Origin of the sequence: Streptomyces sp. NPDC012637, assembly GCF_042954805.1 — a bacterium.
In the GTDB taxonomy this organism is placed as follows: domain Bacteria; phylum Actinomycetota; class Actinomycetes; order Streptomycetales; family Streptomycetaceae; genus Streptomyces.
The window spans coordinates 1-17549 of the sequence record NZ_JBIBDS010000006.1; the positions used below are offsets into that span (position 1 = coordinate 1).

General features: G+C 69.1%; 13 protein-coding genes and 5 pseudogenes. 10 read left to right on the top strand and 8 right to left on the bottom strand.

From position 1 onward, the window contains the following. The 6 genes and pseudogenes from ACFY8W_RS23185 to ACFY8W_RS23210 all read left to right on the top strand — a co-directional run. On the top strand, positions 1 to 537 hold a 537-nt coding region (locus ACFY8W_RS23185), incomplete at its 5' end, for a GDSL-type esterase/lipase family protein (protein ID WP_391108318.1). A 340-nt stretch (positions 538 to 877) separates the two neighbouring features. Further along, complete coding sequence (locus ACFY8W_RS23190; protein ID WP_391108320.1) at positions 878 to 2563, top strand: SpoIIE family protein phosphatase; 1686 nt, start codon at positions 878 to 880, stop codon at positions 2561 to 2563. A 121-nt stretch (positions 2564 to 2684) separates the two neighbouring features. Then, positions 2685 to 2831: a hypothetical protein gene (locus ACFY8W_RS23195; RefSeq protein ID WP_391108323.1), complete on the top strand. Its 147-nt coding sequence runs from the start codon at positions 2685 to 2687 to the stop codon at positions 2829 to 2831. 61 nt (positions 2832 to 2892) lie between these two features. Further along, positions 2893 to 3689: pseudogene (locus ACFY8W_RS23200) on the top strand (IS5 family transposase); the annotation flags it as partial. 158 nt (positions 3690 to 3847) lie between these two features. Further along, positions 3848 to 3988 (top strand): annotated as a pseudogene (locus ACFY8W_RS23205) (Tn3 family transposase); the annotation flags it as partial. After that, positions 3986 to 4104: pseudogene (locus ACFY8W_RS23210) on the top strand (ATP-binding protein); the annotation flags it as partial. The pseudogenes ACFY8W_RS23205 and ACFY8W_RS23210, both read left to right, overlap by 3 nt. 43 nt (positions 4105 to 4147) lie before the next feature. On the opposite strand, the gene ACFY8W_RS23215 reads toward ACFY8W_RS23210, so the two are convergent. The 4 genes and pseudogenes from ACFY8W_RS23215 to ACFY8W_RS23230 form a co-directional block, all read right to left on the bottom strand. Continuing rightward, positions 4148 to 4639 carry a hypothetical protein gene (locus ACFY8W_RS23215; RefSeq protein ID WP_391108326.1) on the bottom strand — a complete coding sequence of 164 codons (492 nt, stop codon included), beginning with the start codon at positions 4637 to 4639 and terminating at the stop codon, positions 4148 to 4150. Positions 4640 to 5372: 733 nt separating this feature from the next. After that, positions 5373 to 5732 carry a hypothetical protein gene (locus ACFY8W_RS23220; protein WP_391108329.1) on the bottom strand — a complete coding sequence of 120 codons (360 nt, stop codon included), beginning with the start codon at positions 5730 to 5732 and terminating at the stop codon, positions 5373 to 5375. Between the two features lie 160 nt (positions 5733 to 5892). Next, the gene (locus ACFY8W_RS23225; protein ID WP_391109705.1) at positions 5893 to 6096 is read right to left on the bottom strand and encodes a hypothetical protein; all 204 of its coding nucleotides are present in this window, start codon (positions 6094 to 6096) and stop codon (positions 5893 to 5895) included. A 46-nt stretch (positions 6097 to 6142) separates the two neighbouring features. Beyond that, positions 6143 to 6829: pseudogene (locus ACFY8W_RS23230) on the bottom strand (hypothetical protein); the annotation flags it as partial. 167 nt (positions 6830 to 6996) lie between these two features. Here ACFY8W_RS23230 and ACFY8W_RS23235 point away from each other — a divergent pair. Further along, positions 6997 to 7137 carry a hypothetical protein gene (locus tag ACFY8W_RS23235; protein WP_391108332.1) on the top strand — a complete coding sequence of 47 codons (141 nt, stop codon included), beginning with the start codon at positions 6997 to 6999 and terminating at the stop codon, positions 7135 to 7137. A gap of 203 nt (positions 7138 to 7340) precedes the next feature. Beyond that, positions 7341 to 7745: a ricin-type beta-trefoil lectin domain protein gene (locus ACFY8W_RS23240; protein WP_391108334.1), complete on the top strand. Its 405-nt coding sequence runs from the start codon at positions 7341 to 7343 to the stop codon at positions 7743 to 7745. A 142-nt stretch (positions 7746 to 7887) separates the two neighbouring features. Here ACFY8W_RS23240 and ACFY8W_RS23245 read toward each other — a convergent pair whose 3' ends face one another. From ACFY8W_RS23245 to ACFY8W_RS23260, 4 genes and pseudogenes are all read right to left on the bottom strand, one after another. Beyond that, entirely contained in the window at positions 7888 to 9315 is a 1428-nt protein-coding gene (locus ACFY8W_RS23245; RefSeq protein WP_391108336.1) for a hypothetical protein, read from the bottom strand. 147 nt (positions 9316 to 9462) lie between these two features. Then, positions 9463 to 9660: pseudogene (locus ACFY8W_RS23250) on the bottom strand (L-serine ammonia-lyase, iron-sulfur-dependent, subunit alpha); the annotation flags it as partial. Positions 9661 to 11003: 1343 nt separating this feature from the next. After that, positions 11004 to 11264: a hypothetical protein gene (locus ACFY8W_RS23255; RefSeq protein ID WP_391108338.1), complete on the bottom strand. Its 261-nt coding sequence runs from the start codon at positions 11262 to 11264 to the stop codon at positions 11004 to 11006. Between the two features lie 299 nt (positions 11265 to 11563). After that, positions 11564 to 12721 (bottom strand): DUF4241 domain-containing protein, encoded by a 1158-nt coding sequence (locus ACFY8W_RS23260; protein WP_391108340.1) that lies wholly within the window; start codon positions 12719 to 12721, stop codon positions 11564 to 11566. 875 nt (positions 12722 to 13596) lie between these two features. On the opposite strand from ACFY8W_RS23260, the gene ACFY8W_RS23265 reads away from it, so the two are divergent. Together ACFY8W_RS23265 and ACFY8W_RS23270 are read left to right on the top strand one after the other, a co-directional pair. After that, positions 13597 to 16263 carry a SpoIIE family protein phosphatase gene (locus tag ACFY8W_RS23265; RefSeq protein WP_391108343.1) on the top strand — a complete coding sequence of 889 codons (2667 nt, stop codon included), beginning with the start codon at positions 13597 to 13599 and terminating at the stop codon, positions 16261 to 16263. Between the two features lie 122 nt (positions 16264 to 16385). After that, positions 16386 to 17528, top strand: coding sequence for an extracellular solute-binding protein (locus ACFY8W_RS23270; protein WP_391108345.1), 1143 nt, complete (start codon positions 16386 to 16388; stop codon positions 17526 to 17528). Positions 17529 to 17549: the final 21 nt, after the last annotated feature.

Genomic DNA, 17549 nt, shown 5'->3' on the forward strand with positions numbered 1-17549 from the left:
GACGTCATCACCGTGTTGATCGGGACCAACGACGCCCGAGCGAGCCTTGCCGGCTACCACGTCGACAAGGCGATGAAGCGCAAACAACTCGTCGAACGCCCGTCAGCCGGCTGGTTCCAGCAGTGCCTGGGAGCCGTCGTCGAACGACTGCGAGCGGAGACCGACGCGACGATCGGTCTGCTGTCGCTCCCGGTTCTCGGCCAACAACTCGACGGAGCAGCGGCGCAGGCATCGCAGCGGTACAGTCGGATGATCGCCGAAGTCGCCACCACCAACGGGGTGACATACCTTCCACTCCACGAGCGTCAGATCGAGGAACTCCGCCAAGCGGACCCACCACCGATTCCCTACCGGGAAGTGACCCCCGCAGCGGGCCTCGGCGTCCTCGTCCAACACGCCGTGCTTCGCCGCAGCCTCGACACGATCTCACGGCGTCGAAACCTCGTGCTCACGACCGACCACATCCACCAGAACAGCCGCGGCGCCACCCTGATTGCCGAGGCCATCGACGCCGGTCTCCTGACCCGGAACGCGTAGCTCGTTCCCAAGCCGCAGCCAGACGGACGCCCACTCCTACACGAAGGCGGCGTGCGATCGAGACGCCAGTGCCAGCGGCGAGCACGCCGGCACCGGCGATGCGGCCCCTTGACCCACCTGGCTCGCTTGAGGTGCTCACCACAAGGCAGGGGTCGAACATGGGTTCGCACAATGCTCGGTCATGAGCTGCGGGAGCGATGTGACTCGCAGCGATCGGTGGTCATGCGCAAGAACGCTCGTGGGCGAGGCTCAGCCTCATCGCGAGAGGTCACTGCATCGACGGGGTATGCATTGGCCCGGCGAAGACAGCGAGAGGGAACCTGTGAACGGTGAGGGCCTCATGCCGCAGTGGCACTTCTCGGAGGGTGATGGCCTTCCGGCGCGTCAACTTGTAGAGGGGACCTTGGCCCCCATCGTCGTTCTCGACGCGCAGCTGCGCCATCAGTACGTCAACCCGGCGTGGGCCAAGGTCAGTGGTCTGCCCGCCTCGGCGTTCCTGGGACGAACGCTCAGGGAAGTGCTGCCGGACCTTCAGAGCCCGGACGACGTCCTGGTCGAGGTGCTCGCGGACGGGCAACCTCGGGAGGCAACCATCTCAGGAGCGACAGAAGTCTGCTCGCCGCTGGGACAAAGGCTCTGGCGAGCGGTCTACCACCGGGTGGATCTGCCGGGACAAGGTGCGGGGCTGTGCGGGATCGGCGTGGAGATCAGTAGTCTGCGCCGTTATCTGGACGACCTGGAGACCGCGCATCAGCGGCTTGCCCTGCTGGATGCTGCGGCCACGCGCGTCGGCACGACACTCGACCTTGAAACCACGTGCCAGGAGCTGGTCGACCTCCTGGCCCCCTCACTGACCGACGTGGCCGCAGTGGGAATCGTCGAAGAGGAGTTCACCGGTGCTCCCCCGCCGCTTCCCGGCTTCCTGCGGCTGCGTAAGACCAGGGGTGTGGCGCCTCCTGGGATGGAATGGGTGCTGCGCCAGCTGGGCGGCCCAGGGCCGTACGTCGACGTTCCCCGTGGCGTCGCCACACGGCATTGCCTGGACACCGGGCGGCCATGGCTGGGCAACCTGGCCTCGGACGAGTTGTTCCAGAAGGTGACCGTAGACCCTGAACGGACCAAGATCTTCCGCGCGGCTGGAATCCACTCGTTCCTCATCGCCCCGCTGGTCACGGCGGGCCGCCCGGTCGGCGTCGTCCTTCTGGGTCGGGCCGGCTCATCGCAGCCCTTTCACGACGACGACCTCGTCACGATCCAGGCGCTGGCTGACCGGGCCGCCCTCTCCATCGACAGCGCGCGCCGCTACAGCTACGAACACACCATGGCGCTGGAACTCCAGCGGGCGCTGCTGTCCGAACCCGGCACCCCCCACCCTGCTGTCGAGGTGGCCGCCCGCTACCTCCCCTCCGGCCGCAGCGTCCTCGTCGGCGGTGACTGGTACGACTCGATTCCCCTGCCGGGCTCCCGCACCTTGCTGGTTATGGGTGATGTGATGGGCCACGGCTTCCGGGCCGCTGTGGCCATGAGCCAGTACCGCTCCCTACTGCGCACCATCGCCGCTTCCGGCGCAAGCGTCGACAAGATCCTCGGCGAGTTCGACCGCCAGGTCGCGCACCTCGGCCTTGACCGCCTCGCCACCTGTCTCCTCGTGGTCTTGGATCCCGGGGCGGGCACCTGTACAGCGGCCAGCGCCGGGCATCTGCCACCCGCCGCCGTGCGACCGGACGGCGGCATCGAGGTTCTGTGGCTCCCGGCCGGCCCGCCTATCGGCACCGGACTCGGCGGCTACGAATCGCTCATCGTACGAATGAGCCGTGGCACGACCCTGCTGCTCTACACCGATGGCCTGGTGGAACGACGCGACACAGACATCGACACCTCAGTGCAGGAGCTCGAGACGCTGAACCTGCCAGCGGACGGCCCTCTCGACGACATGCTCGAAACGCTCCTGACCCGCCTGGCGAATGGTGCATACGAGGACGACGTCGCGATCCTCGCCGCCCGCCAGCGCGACGGAGGTGAGTGACCCGCACTGCTCAGTCGATGAGAAGCGCTCAGTAGCTGTTTCTGATCCGGGGGCTTGAAGGCGGTCTCGGTCTCGGTGTGCCATTCGCAGCGGCGGGGCATCGGACGGGTACACAGGAACGGTGAGTGACGAGGGCGAGGTATTGCCCGAGCTGTGCGATCTGTGCGGGACCGTGATCCGTGACAGCGAGGAGTGGGACGCGCTGGTGCCCGACTCCTCGGTGATCCACTCGGAGAACCCGAAGTTCGACGGGAAGCGGTGGCTGTAAGAGGTCCTAACAGAGGCTGTTGATCATGTGACTGTCGGCTTGGCTGCTCGTTGGTCTATCCGTGGCGAAGAGGAACTCCCGGCCGTGGAACGTCTCGGACGAACTATGGCTGCTCATCGAGCCGTTGTTGCCGGTACCGGCGCCGAAGCTGGTGTCGGGGCGGCCGCGGGTTCCTGACCGGCAGGCTCTGTGCGGGATCCTGTTCGTGCTCCACACCGGCATCCAGTGGGAGTACCTGCCCCAGGAGCTCGGCTTCGGATCCGGCATGACGTGCTGGCGACGGCTCGCCGCATGGAACGAGGCCGGCGTGTGGGACCAGCTGCACCTGGTCCTGCTCAAGAAGCTGCGCTCGGCCAGACAGCTGGACTGGTCTCGGGCGGTGATCGACTCCAGCCACGTCCGGGCCGCTCGACGCGGCCCAAAAGCGGACCCAGCCCGGTCGACCGAGCACGGCCGGGCAGCAAGCACCACGTCCTCGTCGACGGACAGGGCATCCCACTCGCCGTGTCGCTGACCGGCGGAAACCGCAACGACGTCACCCAACTGCTGCCCCTGCTCGCCAAGGTCCCCTTCGTCGCCGGCCTGGTCGGACGACCCAGGCGACGACCGGACACGCTGCTGGCCGACCGCGGCTACGACCACGACAAATACCGCCGCCTGGTCTGGGCCCAGGGCATCAAACCGGTGATCGCCCGACGCGGAGTCCCGCACGGCTCCGGCCTCGGCGTCCACCGCTGGGTCGTCGAGCGGACCATCGCCTGGCTTCACGGCTTCCGCCGCCTACGCGTCCGCTGGGAACGACGCGACGACATCCACGAAGCCTTCCTCGGCCTCGCCACGTGCCTCATCACCCACCGACACGTCCAACGCCTTTGTCAGGACCTCTTAGGCCTGTTGGAGCCAACGGGCCTAACCGCACGCCTGTGGAAAACCGCCTCGGGGCGCCGTGACGCCGTCTACTTCCCGGGCACGGGCCACCGCGTCGAGGACGGCGGTGGCCCTCCCCGCGAGATGCCCAGATGGTCAAGTACGCCACCGCGCTCCGGCTCGGCACCGCCGAGGCCGAGCAGGTGCTGCGGCGCTTCACCCGCGGCGGCCCCAAACACCCCACCTATCAGGCCCTCGAAGAACTCGGCCGCGCCGTACGCACGATCTTCGCCACCGCCATCCTCGACCGCCTCCTGCACCACTGCGACGTCGTCTCCATCAACGGCCCCACTACCGGCTCAAGAACCGACTCGCCGCCATCGAGCGCGATGCCAACGTGGCCTGATCAGCCGAAGTAGACGTCTCCCCATCGACATCCCGCCAGCTTCTTAACCGGGCCGGCGGGCGGGCAGCCCCGCCTTGGCACGCCAGTAGTCTGCGTTGCGTGGGTCGGCCAGCCATCCGATCAGGCGTTCAGCGCCTGCACGGAAGGTCTGGGGAAGCAAGGCCAGATCAGCGATGTCATGGCTGAAGACATCGACGTCGTGGGTGGCGTGATCGGCGTCGCACCAGCAGGCAACGTTCACCGCCGCGTCGACCGCGAGCTGGCCTAGGTCTGTCCACACGACCTGGAGCAGGAACTCCATCTGGTCGCCCCCGTCAGCATGCTCAATGACGTCCAGGCCGAGGATGATCGGCGTCCCTGGCTGAGGTCCAGGGAAGACCGCGTGCTCCAGAGCCCATTCCCATTCCGCCCCAGCTTCGTTGACCCGAGCCGCATCAACAGCACGGGCCCCGTCCTTCAGGGATTCCACGCCAGCAGGCGACAGGCCGGGAAACAGTGTGGTCAAGGGGATGTCGTCGAAGGCACCTCGCATCATGCGCCGATCATCAGGTCTCTCCGGCTCACAGGCCAGGGTTTCTGCCCCGAGACTCCCTCTTGTCCTCACAAGACGGCGCTTGGATGGCCGCCAAGCTGAGCACGTTCATCGGCTCTGGCGCCGATCTTGTGATGGCTTTCAGCGCCAGGCCGGATTGCGGCTTGGCAGCCAGGCCCCGAAGAGAGTCTCGTACTCCTCGCCTGTCTCGACAGTGAGCACGAAGTCAGGCACGGTGGCGGAAACCGCAGTATGCAGACGGGCCAGCAAACGGGGGCGGGTGGGAGCTCCAAACCCAGCGCAGCGGCAAGGCGAATCCGCTCGGCGACGAGCTCCGGTTCGTCCCGGCGCTCGTCGCGGCCAAGGTGATCGGCGGCCGTCCGCATGACCGCCAGGTCGCCGGCTCCGGAGAACTTCAGGCAGTCCCGCCAAGACGGCAGCCCAACCATGATCTCCAGTGCTTCGCCGAGGTTCTGGCCGATCAGACCGGCCTGTCCCACGGCCGCGCGTACTCGATGCGTTGAGATGATCATGCGCGGTTCAACGACCGCGCCAACACGGAGTTCTGCCCGCCACCCGACAGACCAGCGCTCGGGCACCGGCCGATTCATCTGGTCCGGCCTCGAGGAACACGGACCGCCCCGAGCCCGGGAATGGGGGCGCGGCCGGCGATCCCGCCTGGGACTGACGGCAAACTGCACCGACGGCGGCCCGATACGCACCGCCGTGGTTTCGGTCAGCCCCGGGCGAGGAGCGGGGCCAGGCGGTAGGTGAGTGAGCCGCGGCTGTAGAGCGTGGACCCGGCCACGGCAAAGGGGACAGAGAGGGCAAGGATGCCCAGGAGTTCGGGCCAGTCGCGCTCCTGAACGCAAGCGAAGTCGTTGTCGTGGAGATGCTCACTTGTGATGCGGGCCTTGCAGTCTCTGTCGTTCTGGCCTGCGGTGTACGGCACAAGGAGCATCACCGCGAACCACGCCCACAGCAGGGCAGCGACAGCGCACAGGCCAAACCCCCAGCCCTGCGTGCGGACGGCTGTCTGCCGAATCCGATCAACTGGCGAGAGATCGAGACGGGAGCGCGAGCGGGGTGTGGTCATGACAGAAGAACCTATCCCCCGCCCCGTCCGCGTCAACGGTCAAGGTCCGCCGTCGAGTTCCTGACGGACGAGCAGGCAGCCCGGTACGGCCAGCATCTCGCTGTGGATGCGGCGCCGGGAATCTCCGCGCGGACGTGAAGAGATCCGTGCGGGCGGTTCGTCAGCCGGCCTTCAGGTAGGCGCCGGCGGGCCCGGCAAGGCGACGGCCGTACTTGCGGTTGATGCGGTCCAGGACCGGCTCCAGGCGCAGCGCGTTCTCCCGGGTGGGGTCGAGCGACATTTGGGTGCCGGGGCCGTCGTCGGCGGGGCGGAGGTCTTCGGCGATGAGGGTGAGGCGCCGGATCCGGGCGCGTTCGAACGCCATGGAGTCGAGGATCCGGAACGTCGCCGTGCGCAGTTCGGCGGTGGTTCGAGGGCGCAGGCAGGGCGCGGGTGCGTTCGGTAGTGGCGCCGCCGGCAAGCCGAACGGCGAGCGTTATCTTGCGGGCGCTCTGGTCGCGGCCACGGATCCGCCCGGCGAGGGTGACGACGAGGTCCAGGAGCGCGGCGCGGACCCGCACGGGATCGTTGGTGTCGATGTCGAAGCTGTGCGAGGCGCTGGTGGACTCCGGCATCCGGGCCGCGGTCACCCCGCGCGGGTCGATGCCACGGGCCCTGGCGCGCAGGGCCTGCCGGCCTTGCCGACGAGGAGGCGGCAGAGCACGGATTCGTCCATCGCCGCCAGGGCGCCGACGGTGTGCAGGCCGTACCGCGTCTAGGTGATGGCCTGGGCGGACCGATCCCGTAGATCGCATCGACCGGGAGCGGCGCCAGGAACTGGGTGACGGCGGGGTGGTCGGGGCAGGTACAGGACGCCGCCAACGCGGGCGGAGGCGGTGGCGGCGGTGTTCCAGGTGTCGGCGAAGCAGGCCGGTGATGACCGCGCACCGCAGCCGGCCACGACGTCGTGAGGGCAAGGTCGCGGCGTCGTTGGATAGTCCACCCCGAGCCGCGCCCCGGGAACGTTGCGCAGGTCCAGCAGGAACTGCGCGCACAGGGCTCCAGCGGCGCAGCGTCGTTGGATGGTACGACCCTGAGCCGGGCCCCAGAGACGTCATGGCTGGTACCTCGGCGCGTGTCCGCGCCTGCTGGGTGGCGAACTGCCACAGGCGCCCGGCTCAGGGTTCTCGGAGGTCGCCCTCGTCGCGGAGGTCCTGGGAGACGCCGATGCCGGCCTGCCGGAGATCGGGCTCGGGGTGCTGTTCAAGGGTGATGGCATCGGGCGGTGGCTGGAGCGGCAGAAGAACCCGGGCATCTGGTCGCAGCTTCTCTTCCCGAGCAACAGGAGCGGCTGTCGAAGCCGGGCGTGAAGCCGCCCGTCACCTCGTACGACGAAGGGGACGCGAGCAAGGGACGGCAGGCGTGACCAAGTCGGGTGAATTGCCTTCTACAGGAAGGATTCATCACTTTCACCCCTGCTAGCAATGTGTCCTGCTTCACTTACTGGAGGGATCTCTCATGCGTTTTAAGGCCAGTAGGGCGGTCGTTGTGGCGACCCTGGTAGCGCTGGCAGTGACTGGCGCGCCGACGAGTCAGGCTCGTGGGCGGCTTGCAGAAGACCTTGTCTGGATGGAGAACGTCGAGACGGGCAGGTGTCTCGACGACAGCCACGGTGGCGGGCTCCGCACGCTGGAGTGCAACCAGCTCCGCTTCCAGCTGTGGCGCGAGCTGCCGTCCGAGCACGGCATCGTGTTGCAGAACGAGGCCACAGGCAGGTGCCTGGACGACAGCGAGGCGTTCAAGCTGCGCACTTACGAGTGCAACGGCGGCACGACCTTCCAGTCCTGGAAGCCTCGAATCTGGGAACAGGGGAATGAGTTCCTCAATGCGGCCACAGGCCTGTGCCTGGACGACAGCCTGGGCGGCGGAGTCCGTACATTCCGCTGCACTGGCGGCAACACGCACCAACAGTGGCGGACCTTCGGAGCCACCTCGCCGAGGTCGTCCGGACCGGTGACATCGGCGAGCGGCTGACCGAACAGCTCGGCCACAGCGGCCACCGCCGCTGGGTGGCCGGCCGAGGCGGGCCGGCCGGCCGCACCACCGTAGAGGTCGGTGTCGTGCACGAGGCCGCCGGGTAGCGGGACGCGAGCAGCCGCGTAATCGCACGCACGCTTCAGGCGAACCGAGGCGGGGCTTCCTGTCCCGGAGGTTCTGCCGTCGGACTCGGAGTCGCGGCGGGAAGCCGACTGTCCCCACCGTAAAGGGTCAGGGCGGCACCGTATTCCCGGCGTAGATGCTCGAAACGGCCCGGGTCGACATGCTGGCCCGTGGCTTCCTCGAGGAGGCGATGGTACCGACTCAGGTTGTCCAGCCGAGAGCTCAGTCTGATGGCGGACCGAACGGGGCGTCGCAGCCACCAGGAGCGGATCCACTCGGCCGGACGGGCGATCAGCGCCTCGGCGTAGCCGCCCACGTCGAGCGGATTGGCGGCCGCGTTGACCACGCCGGGCACGATGTCGATGAGCTGGTCCACCGTCCCGGCCGCGGCCTGGTTGTGCGGGTCGAGGTCGCTGCGCAGGGCGTCCAGAGCCGCGTTGAGTCGATGACGGGCGGCCTTGGCGTCGCCCAGGGTCGAGCCGGACTCAAGAGACTGCTGGAGCTCGGCCAAGGCCCGACGGAGTTTGCGGTGCTGGTGGCGCAAGTCGTCCACGGCCATGGCGATGTCGCCGTGTGCGCGGAGGTGGTTGAGGAAGAGAGCCAGCGCGGGCGGCAGGTACAGCGGGGCCGGGTTCTCGTCCTCGTACACCTCGTCCACGGTCGTACGGAAGCAGTCGGCGACGGCCTCGTAGACGCGGTCCTGGACGGTGCGACGCACATGATCCGTGATGAGGTGGTAGGCCGGTAGCCGGTGGAGGGATGGCAGGAACGGCACGCGGAGATGGGCGGAGACGCGCCAGTAGACGAAGGTGCGCAGATGCGAAACGCCTCCGTATATCGCGCCGCTGTGGAAGTAGCCGATATTGGCGAGCATGGTCCAGCCGAGCATGCGCAACGGATCGGACTGGAGCTCGGGGCGCGAGGACCAGATGCGGCCGGCGGAGAGATCACCCTCCACCTCGCCGCGCATGACCGAAGTGATCCGCCGGCCACGAGGATTCGTGGATTCTCCGGACTCATCCCGGTGGGCGAGCAGGAGGCGGACACTGTTGGCTACGTCTTCTCCGGACGCGAGTCCACGTGGGCTCCAGGGCTCCTGGAACGTTTCCGCGTCGCGCAGGAACCCGGTGAGCTCGTCTGCGATGTTCGCTGAGAGAACGCGGGTGTCGACAGGCCGGAGGATGCGACGGTCGAGCAGGACTTGTCGCAGGGGCAGCGTGTCGGCGTCGTGTGGAAGCTGCGCGTCGAGGACGTAGAGCTCGTCGTAGAGCAGCAGCGCGTCAAGCAGCGTCGCCAAGTGGATCAGACGCTCGGCCGTGTCGGACGTCCTCGCCAGCGGGTGACCCATCCTGATCCGGGGCGCATCAGCGCCCAACAGGAGCCGTGCTGCCTCACACAGCATCGTCTGGTCGATCAGCACTCGACTGGGCTTCGAGGTTGCCACGTCGTCTCCCCCTGCGATGACCGGCCGGACTCACCCGCCCATCTTGCACGATGCGTTCCCGCTCAACTCGCGATTTGGCCAGCTGTGTTCGCCGTCCTCGACAGGCAGCGGCGCGAGGGGGAGCGGTGTTGACGGATACCTTTTGTCGTCGCCGCGCATGGCCAGACTCGTTGCCGTGACAGCCTTGACCCCCGCCACGCCGAGGTTGTGCTCCATGCCGATCTCGGCTGCGTTCTCGACCTGCTCAGAGGTGACGCCAAAGGCCTCGGCGAGGGCGCCGGCCGCCATCGAGCAGGCCGAGCCGACTTTGTCCTGGCAGCCGACCTCGGCGCCGGAGATCGAGGCCCAGCACGGTCGTGGCGGCCGAAGCGCAGCTCGTCGCCGAAGCCGGTGAGTGTCCTGGTGAGGTGCTGGTCTTCACCCAGGGCGGCCACCTGTCCTGGGTGGGGGTCTGACAGGATGTCGGCCTTCGGCGGCCTCGGCGAACCCGGCCGCTGATGTACCAGTACTTCTTCGACGCCCCAACCGAGCCATCCCCGCAGCGCGGTCGTCGACCCCCATGCCACCCGGGACGCAGCCAGCCGCCGTACGTGCTCTGCGCGACCACTCACCGCAGGCGCGCGATGTAGGTCCTCGGCCGCCAGCCGCCGCGGGCCGCCGAACGCGTAGGCAGCACCGGCTCGTCGACGAGCGCACAACTCAGGAAGCACTCATGATGGGGGCTACCGCCCGTCCGGGAAGCCATCGCACGTTGTCACCGGGCGGGCCTTTCGTGCACTGGGCAGGGTGGCAGCCCGTGAACCGGGCGTAAGGAAGGACCCAGGGAACGAGAAAGGGGCAGTCCGGCGGCAGTGCCCCCAAAGCGCAAATCGGCACCGGGCCTCTCCCGCGCGCTCCATACCGGCGCGGGCTGGGAGACAACCCAACCGCGGCTGTGGACGTGCTGGGAAAGTCCTTACGGACTCACAGCAAGCCCCCTCCTCCAGGCAGACCGGCTTGTGAGTCCCGCACTCCTCCGGGATCGAGGACGCGGCGCAGCGGCGCGGTGAACCGCTGCGGCTCACCCGGCACCGAGCCCACGCCGTGGCGGTCGATCTGGTCATCCACCCAGCAGACGCACGCCGCCCAGTGGGCCGTCAACTCCATCCGCCGCACCGCCCTGCGGGACGGCGAAGCCGGCCAGCACGTCCAGCCGCATCGCGGCCAGTCTGCGCTCCTCACGGGGCGCCCACGGCCACGCCCGCCTCCCGTGCCCACCGCACCACCGCCGCCGCCACACCACCCGAAGGGATATCGGTCATCCTCCGATCTCGGCAGGGCTCCAGCAGACAAGCCCGGGAGCCCAGGAGCCGACAGCCATCACCGAAGCCGAGCGCCAGGCCACCCGCGACTTCGTCACCAACCACCAAACCGCCGAACTCCCCTGCGACGACCAGGGCCACCGCCGCGCGGTCTGAACAGACGGCCGATGTGAAAACGGGGTGGCGCGGCGACCGGTTCACATGGTGCGCGGGGGTCAGCGTTCGTACCAGACGTCGATCACGTCACGCCGGCACCGTGTGCCGCCGTGACGTACCAAGTCGGTAGCGGACCATCCGCGCCGGCGCACACCCGCGTCTGCCGCTGGCCGCGCCCCTGACCACGGCCGCACCCCAAGCTCGAGCGCGGCCGCGTGAAGATGATGCCTGTCACAGACCGGGCGGCAGCGCGCCGCCACCAGAGTGGTCGATGACGTTGCCGTTGGAGCAGTTGTTCTTGTGGTTGCCGGTCCAGTCGCTCAGGGCAGGCACCACGGCAAGCTCCTGGACGCACACGTCCGCGGCGGTGAAGTTCCAGTTATTCGCCGCGTTGACTCCGCTGCCGAAGTTGCTGTCGTCGTCGGCGAAGGCAGGCGTGGCGGCAGAAAGGGCCGCAGCGGCCAGCAGGCCGCAGGTGATGATCTTTCGCATACCTCCATCAACGCGGTCCGCTCGCACAGGACACGCGACCACGGCCGAATGGCTGCAGTCCGGGCCTGATCCGCGTCGTGCGCCCCACCGGCTTCGGAGGCGGGGCGGGGCAGAGGGCAACGACCGGCCGGGCGGTGGCATGAGCGGCGTCTCCAGCCAAAGACCGAGCCTGCGCCGGCAGGCCGTGATCATTCTCAACCCCAAGCCGTACCGATCCTCCCCAGAGGCCGGTCCTTAACGCGCCAGTCCTCAGTGGACCGTACGCACGCCGGCGACTGCGACCGCACGCGGGACCCTGCCTACACAGCCGCATCGGTGGAGGTTCCGTCCCGCTCTGGGAGCAGCTCGGGCATCCCCTCCAGGAGCACCACGACAGCGACTACGTCACCGGCCCCGGAACGGCCGACCCACGCCGGGTAGGTGCCGTCCCCAGTGGTCGCGAAGGCCATGAGCTCGCCGCCGGAGGCCTCGTCCCAGGTGCGCTGCATGAACATGGAACCGTCGTCGATGTCCTCGTAGCCGTCCAGGTCCGGCTCCCCCTGGATCAGCCCCCGCTCGAAGAGCTCGATGAGCGGCTTCCAGGCCCCGGCGTCGGCGAAGCAGCCGGTGGCGCCGTCAGTGTCGAAGCCGGCTATCTGCTTTTCGATGAACAGGCGGGGATCGTCGTCCGGACCGAGGGCCATCTCCCAGGTCGCTGCGGGTATCTCGCTGATGAGCAGGCGGACGGCCGTGGCTTGCATGGTCGTGACCTCGGCGTCCCGCCACTCGCAGTGGTAGCTGAAGCGGACCTGGGCCTCGTCGAGTACGTACTCCCCGGGCGGGAGAGGGACCGTGATGCGCGGCCCGTCGCCGTGGTCGATGTCCGGGCCGGAGATGGCCAGCAGCCCGCTGGGCACGCGCAGGGTGCCGACCTGGCGCGGCTCCACGACGGTCATCTCGGGGTGGTACCCGTCGGTCACACGCACCCCGGGCCGAAACAACTCGTTGATGGGCCCGGGCTGCGCGGGGCGCGGTGGACGCCAACAGGTAGCGGGGGCGTCTTCGTCACCTGGCTCTGCGGCCTCGGACACCTCAGCTGCTTCGAACACCGGCGGCTCAATGAGCCCGTGTACCCGGGCCGAGAGCAGCGGCCACTCCCCGAAGGCAGGGCGGCCCATCCAGCGCTCGTCGTCCCGGAGCTTGGGCGAGGTGACGTAGGCGCCGCCGACCTGCCCCTGCCGCTCCTCCGTCCGCAGGCCCCTCCCGTCGGGGAAGAGGTCCAAGGTGATGCGTGGGCACGCCTTGTCGAACTCCGCCATCTCTGGGCCTGTGTAGTACCAGCCGACGGAGTACCGGCGCAGCAGCCGCGACGAGTCGTCCAGCAGCCGCATGTCCACATCGTGAGTGCGGCGACCGTGGGCGTCGTAGACCCACAGCCCGACGTAGTGGTCCCGCCAGGAGACCAGCCGGACTTCCAACGGAGCCTTCCTGGCCGGCTCCCGGTACACCACCACGTACGGAAGCCCGGCAGCATCCCGCTCCCGAGCCTCCTCAGCGGACATCGGCCGCCAGGGCGCACAAGACTCCAGGTCCCACGCCTGCGCGTACCCCACCTCAACGACCACTGCCGCTCCTCTTCGTGCAACCTGCCGTGGCTCTGTGCTGAGCTGCAAGGTAACCGCCGCCTGTGACAACGGCCCTATTGGGCGGGCGGCGGCGGGCCAGCTCCGGCGCCGAGACGGTCGTGCCGGTGATCCGGTCCATGGACCGGACAACGAGAGCTTGCCAGCGTGATCGTTGAGCCGCAGACGCCGCTCTGTCATGGACCGCTCAGACGCATGCGCTCAGTGACTCCCGAACTCATCGGCATTGATCAAGCGACAGGTGCCGCAGTGACTCCCGAAGCCGTCGACAAACGACTCCCGTCCTCGTGTACAGAGCCACAGGAACGGCGGCCGGCAGTCGTAGCGCTCGTCCCGTCCACCCCTCCACCCCTGAACCAGCAGGACTTCCTGCACGTCATGTGGGCGTGGCGGATCCACGTCAGCACGGCGGCGGCCCGGAACCGCCCGCCCCCACACGCCGCGCCACGCCACACTGTCGCTCAGCGGCGGGGACCCGGGTCGCCGGCTCGGCGACCGTCGCTCCCCGCTGCCGACGGCCCATAGGGGTTGGAAAATAAAGTATGAGCGACCTGCTTGGACGAGTCCGACGTCGGCTGCTCGGCTCGACCACGAGCTCTTCCTCTCCCCCTCGGCGTCCCCGCTCGGGAAGCCACCAGGAGCGTCAGGAGGACGCCCAGCACCCCAAGGGAGGGGCGCGGCAGCCGCAGCGTCTGTCCTCCCTTCTGAGCGTGCGCAGCGTGGCCGGCGAGGTGTTCCTCCTGCAGCTGGCCGTCGTGGTGCTGCTCGTCGCCGCCGCGGTGGTGGCGCTCGTGGTGCAGGCCCGGAGCGCCGCCATGGTGGACGCCCGGCACCGTACGCTCGCCGCCGCTGGAACGTTCGCGGAGTCTCCGGGAATCGTCGCGGCCCTCCGCAGCCCCCATCCGAGCGCGGTGCTACAGCCGAGCGCCGAGGCGGCCCGGAAGATCGCCGGGGTCGACGGCATCAACGTGTACACACTCTCCGGGGTCACCCTCGCCCACAGCGACCCACGGCAGATCGGGAAGCACGTCGTCGGCCCCTTCTCCAAGGCGGCGGCCGGCCAGTCCTTCACCGAGACCTTCGAAGGGTCCCTGGGACAGTCCGTGGTGTCGGTGGTCCCCGTCAAGGACTCCGACGGCCGCGTCATCGCCATCGTCTCCTCCCCGGTCACGGTCCAGAACGTGCAGAGCATGGTGAACCGGCAGCTGCCGGTCGTCCTCGGCACCGCAGCCGCGGTGCTCGCCCTGTCCGCGGGCGGAACCGCTCTGGTGAGCCGTCGGCTGCTGCGCCGGACCCATGGCCTGGGACCGGCCGAGATGACGAGGATGTACGAGCACCACGACGCGGTGCTGCACGCCGTGCGGGAGGGAGTGCTGATCATCGGCGGCGGCGGACGGCTGCTGCTGGCCAATGACGAGGCGCGGCGGCTGCTGCGTCTGCCCGTGGACGCCGAGGGCCTCCCCGTCACGGACCTGGGTCTGGAGGAGGGAATCGCCGAGCCGATCGCATCGGGCCGTTCCGCGACCGACGAGCTGCACATGGCAACCGATCGGCTGCTGTCGGTGAACATCCGGCCCACCGCCCCCTACGGGCAGGCCGGGACCGTCGTCACGCTGCGGGACACCACCGAGCTGCGCGCACTCTCCGGCAGGGCCGAGGTGGCCCGCGAGCGGCTGAAGCTGCTCTACGACGCGGGGGTGCGGGTGGGAACGACGCTGAACGTCGAGCGCACTGCGGAGGAACTGGCGGAGGTGGCGGTCCCGCGGTTCGCCGACGTGGTCACGGTCGACCTGCTGGACCCGGTTACGCGCGGCGAGGAGCCGACCGAAGCGAGCACCGAGATGCGCCGCACCGCCGCCGTCGGCCTTCAGGGCGACCACCCGCTCTACCCTGTCGGCGAGCTGATCCGGTTCGTTCCCACCAGCCCCATGGCGGCCGGGCTGGCCGACGGCCGTGCGGTCCTGGAAGCGGACCTGCGCGTCACCCACCGCTGGCGGGACCAGGACCCGGCCAACGCACTGCAGATCCTGGACCGCGGCATCCACTCCTTGATCGCCGTGCCCCTGCGGGCCCGGGGCGTGGTCCTGGGGATGGCCGGCTACTGGCGGGGGCAGGACTCCCCACCGTTCGACGAGGAGGACGTGTCCTTCGCCGAAGAGCTGACCGCCCGGGCTGCACTGGCCGTCGACAATGCCCGCCGCTACACCCGCGAGCACACCATGGCCGTCACCCTGCAGCGCAGCCTGCTGCCCCGGGGCGTACCGGAGCAGTCCGCCGTCGAGGTCGCGCACCGCTATCTGGCTGCCCAGGCCGGTGTGGGTGGTGACTGGTTCGATGTCATCCCGCTGCCCGGCACCCGGGTGGCCCTGGTGGTCGGCGACGTCGTCGGCCACGGTCTCCACGCAGCCGCCACCATGGGCCGTCTGCGCACCGCCGTGTACAACTTCTCCACCCTCGACCTGCCTCCGGACGAACTCCTGAGCCACCTGGACGAGCTGGTCGCCCACATCGACACCGACGAGCAGGAGTGGCAGGGGATCACCGGAGCCACGTGCCTGTGCGCCATCTACGATCCCGTCTCGGGGCAGGTGACGGCCGCCACCGCCGGGCATCCGGGCCCCGCTCTGGTCCGCCCCGACGGAACCGTGTCCTTCCCCGAGGTGCCCGTCTCGCCGCCGCTGGGCCTGGGCGAGGGCCTGCCCATGGAGACCATGACGGTCACCCTGCCCGAAGGCTCGCGGCTGGCACTCTTCACCGACGGGCTGATCGAGAGTCGCGACCGCGATCCGGACGCGGGCCTGGCAGCGCTGCGCGCGGCCCTGGCCGGGCCCGCCCGCACCCCGGAGGAAACCTGCACCGCGGTGATCGACGCGATGCTGCCCACCAGGCCCAGCGACGACGTCGCACTGCTGGTGGCCCGCACCCGCCGACTCGACCCCGCTCGGATCGCCGAGTGGGACGTGCGGCCCGACCCTGCGGCGGTGTCCCCGGTGCGCAACGCCTGCGCGCGCCGACTGGCGGACTGGGGACTGGAGGGGATCGCCTTCACCACGGAACTCATCCTCAGCGAACTGATAACCAACGCCATCCGCTACGGCACCGAGCCCATCCGGGTGAGGCTGTTGTACGACCGCAGCCTGATCTGCGAGGTCTCCGACGGGTCCAGCACCTCCCCACACCTGCGCCGGGCCGAGGCCACCGACGAGGGCGGTCGCGGCCTGTTCCTCGTCGCGCAGTTCGCCGAGCGCTGGGGCACCCGCTACACCGCCCGCGGCAAGATCATCTGGAGCGAGCAGGCCCTCCTCGACTCGGCCGCGCCGCCCGCGATGGATCTCGGGGAGGCGCTCCTGGCCGGGTGGGACGACGAGGGGTTCTGAGAACGCGCCGGTACGGCAGCCGCAGGGAAGACAGCGGACACCACCGTCTGGGACTGCGCTGCCGAGGCCACCGAACGTACGCTGGCCTCGATCAGTACGCGACCGCCCGTTATGGAGCCTTTGTGCCCACACCTCGTCTCCGGACAGCCTTCGTCGCCGCCTGCCTGGTCCTCGCGGCGCCCCTCGGCGCCTGCGGAGACAAGCCCACCACCGCTCCCAGAGCGCCCGCGGTGGCCACCTCCGCCGCGGACGCCGGCGGCATGGCGGCACTGACCACAGCGGCGAAGAAAGAGGGCTCGCTCCACACGATCGCGCTCCCGAGCGACTGGGCCAACTACGGCGCGGTGATCGACGGCTTCGAGAAGAAGTACGGGATCAGGGTCACGGTGGAGAACCCGGAAGGGACCAGCCAGGACGAGATCAACGCCCTGAAGGAGCACAGGGGCGGAGGCCGCGCCCCCGATGTGATCGACGTGGGCGGCTCGTTCGCGCAGTCCGCGGCACGTCAGGGCCTGCTCGCTCCGTACAAGGTCGCCGCGTACGACGAAATCCCCAAGGAACAGAAGGACGACCGGGCCCGCTGGTACAACAGCTACGGCGGTTACATCTCGATCGGCTGTGACGCCAAGCGCGTCACGACCTGCCCCGCGACCTTCGCCGACCTGCGCAAGCCCGAGTACAAGGGCAAGGTCGCGCTCAACGGCGACCCCACCAAGTCCGGCTCCGCCTTCGCCGGGGTCTACGCGGCGGCCCTGGCGAACGGGGGTTCCTTCGACGACATCCAGCCCGGCATCGACTTCTTCGCCGAGCTCAGCAAGAACGGCAACTTCATCCCGGTCGAATCCACCTCGGCCACGATCGCGAAGGGCCAGACCCCGATCAGCATCGACTGGGACTTCCTCAACCTCGGTTACGCCGACGAATTCCGCGAGAACGGCACGGACGTCGACTGGCGGACCGCCATCCCCTTCGACGGCAGCTTCGCCCAGTACTACGCGAGCGGGGTGAACAAAGACGCTCCGCACCCGGCGGCGGCACGTCTGTGGCAGGAGTACGTCTTCAGCCCGGAGGGCCAGAACCTCCGGCTCGGCGCCTATGCACGCCCCGTCCTCATGGACGCCATGGAGAAGGACGGCACCCTCGACAAGGCCGCCGCCGAGAAACTGCCGACGGTGGAGGGCACGCCGACGTTTCCGACGGAGGCGCAGAGGGAGAAGGCGAGAGAGACCGTCAACCGCGGCTGGGCCGAGGCCGTCTCGAGCTGAGGGCCAAGGGCGCTCCTGACC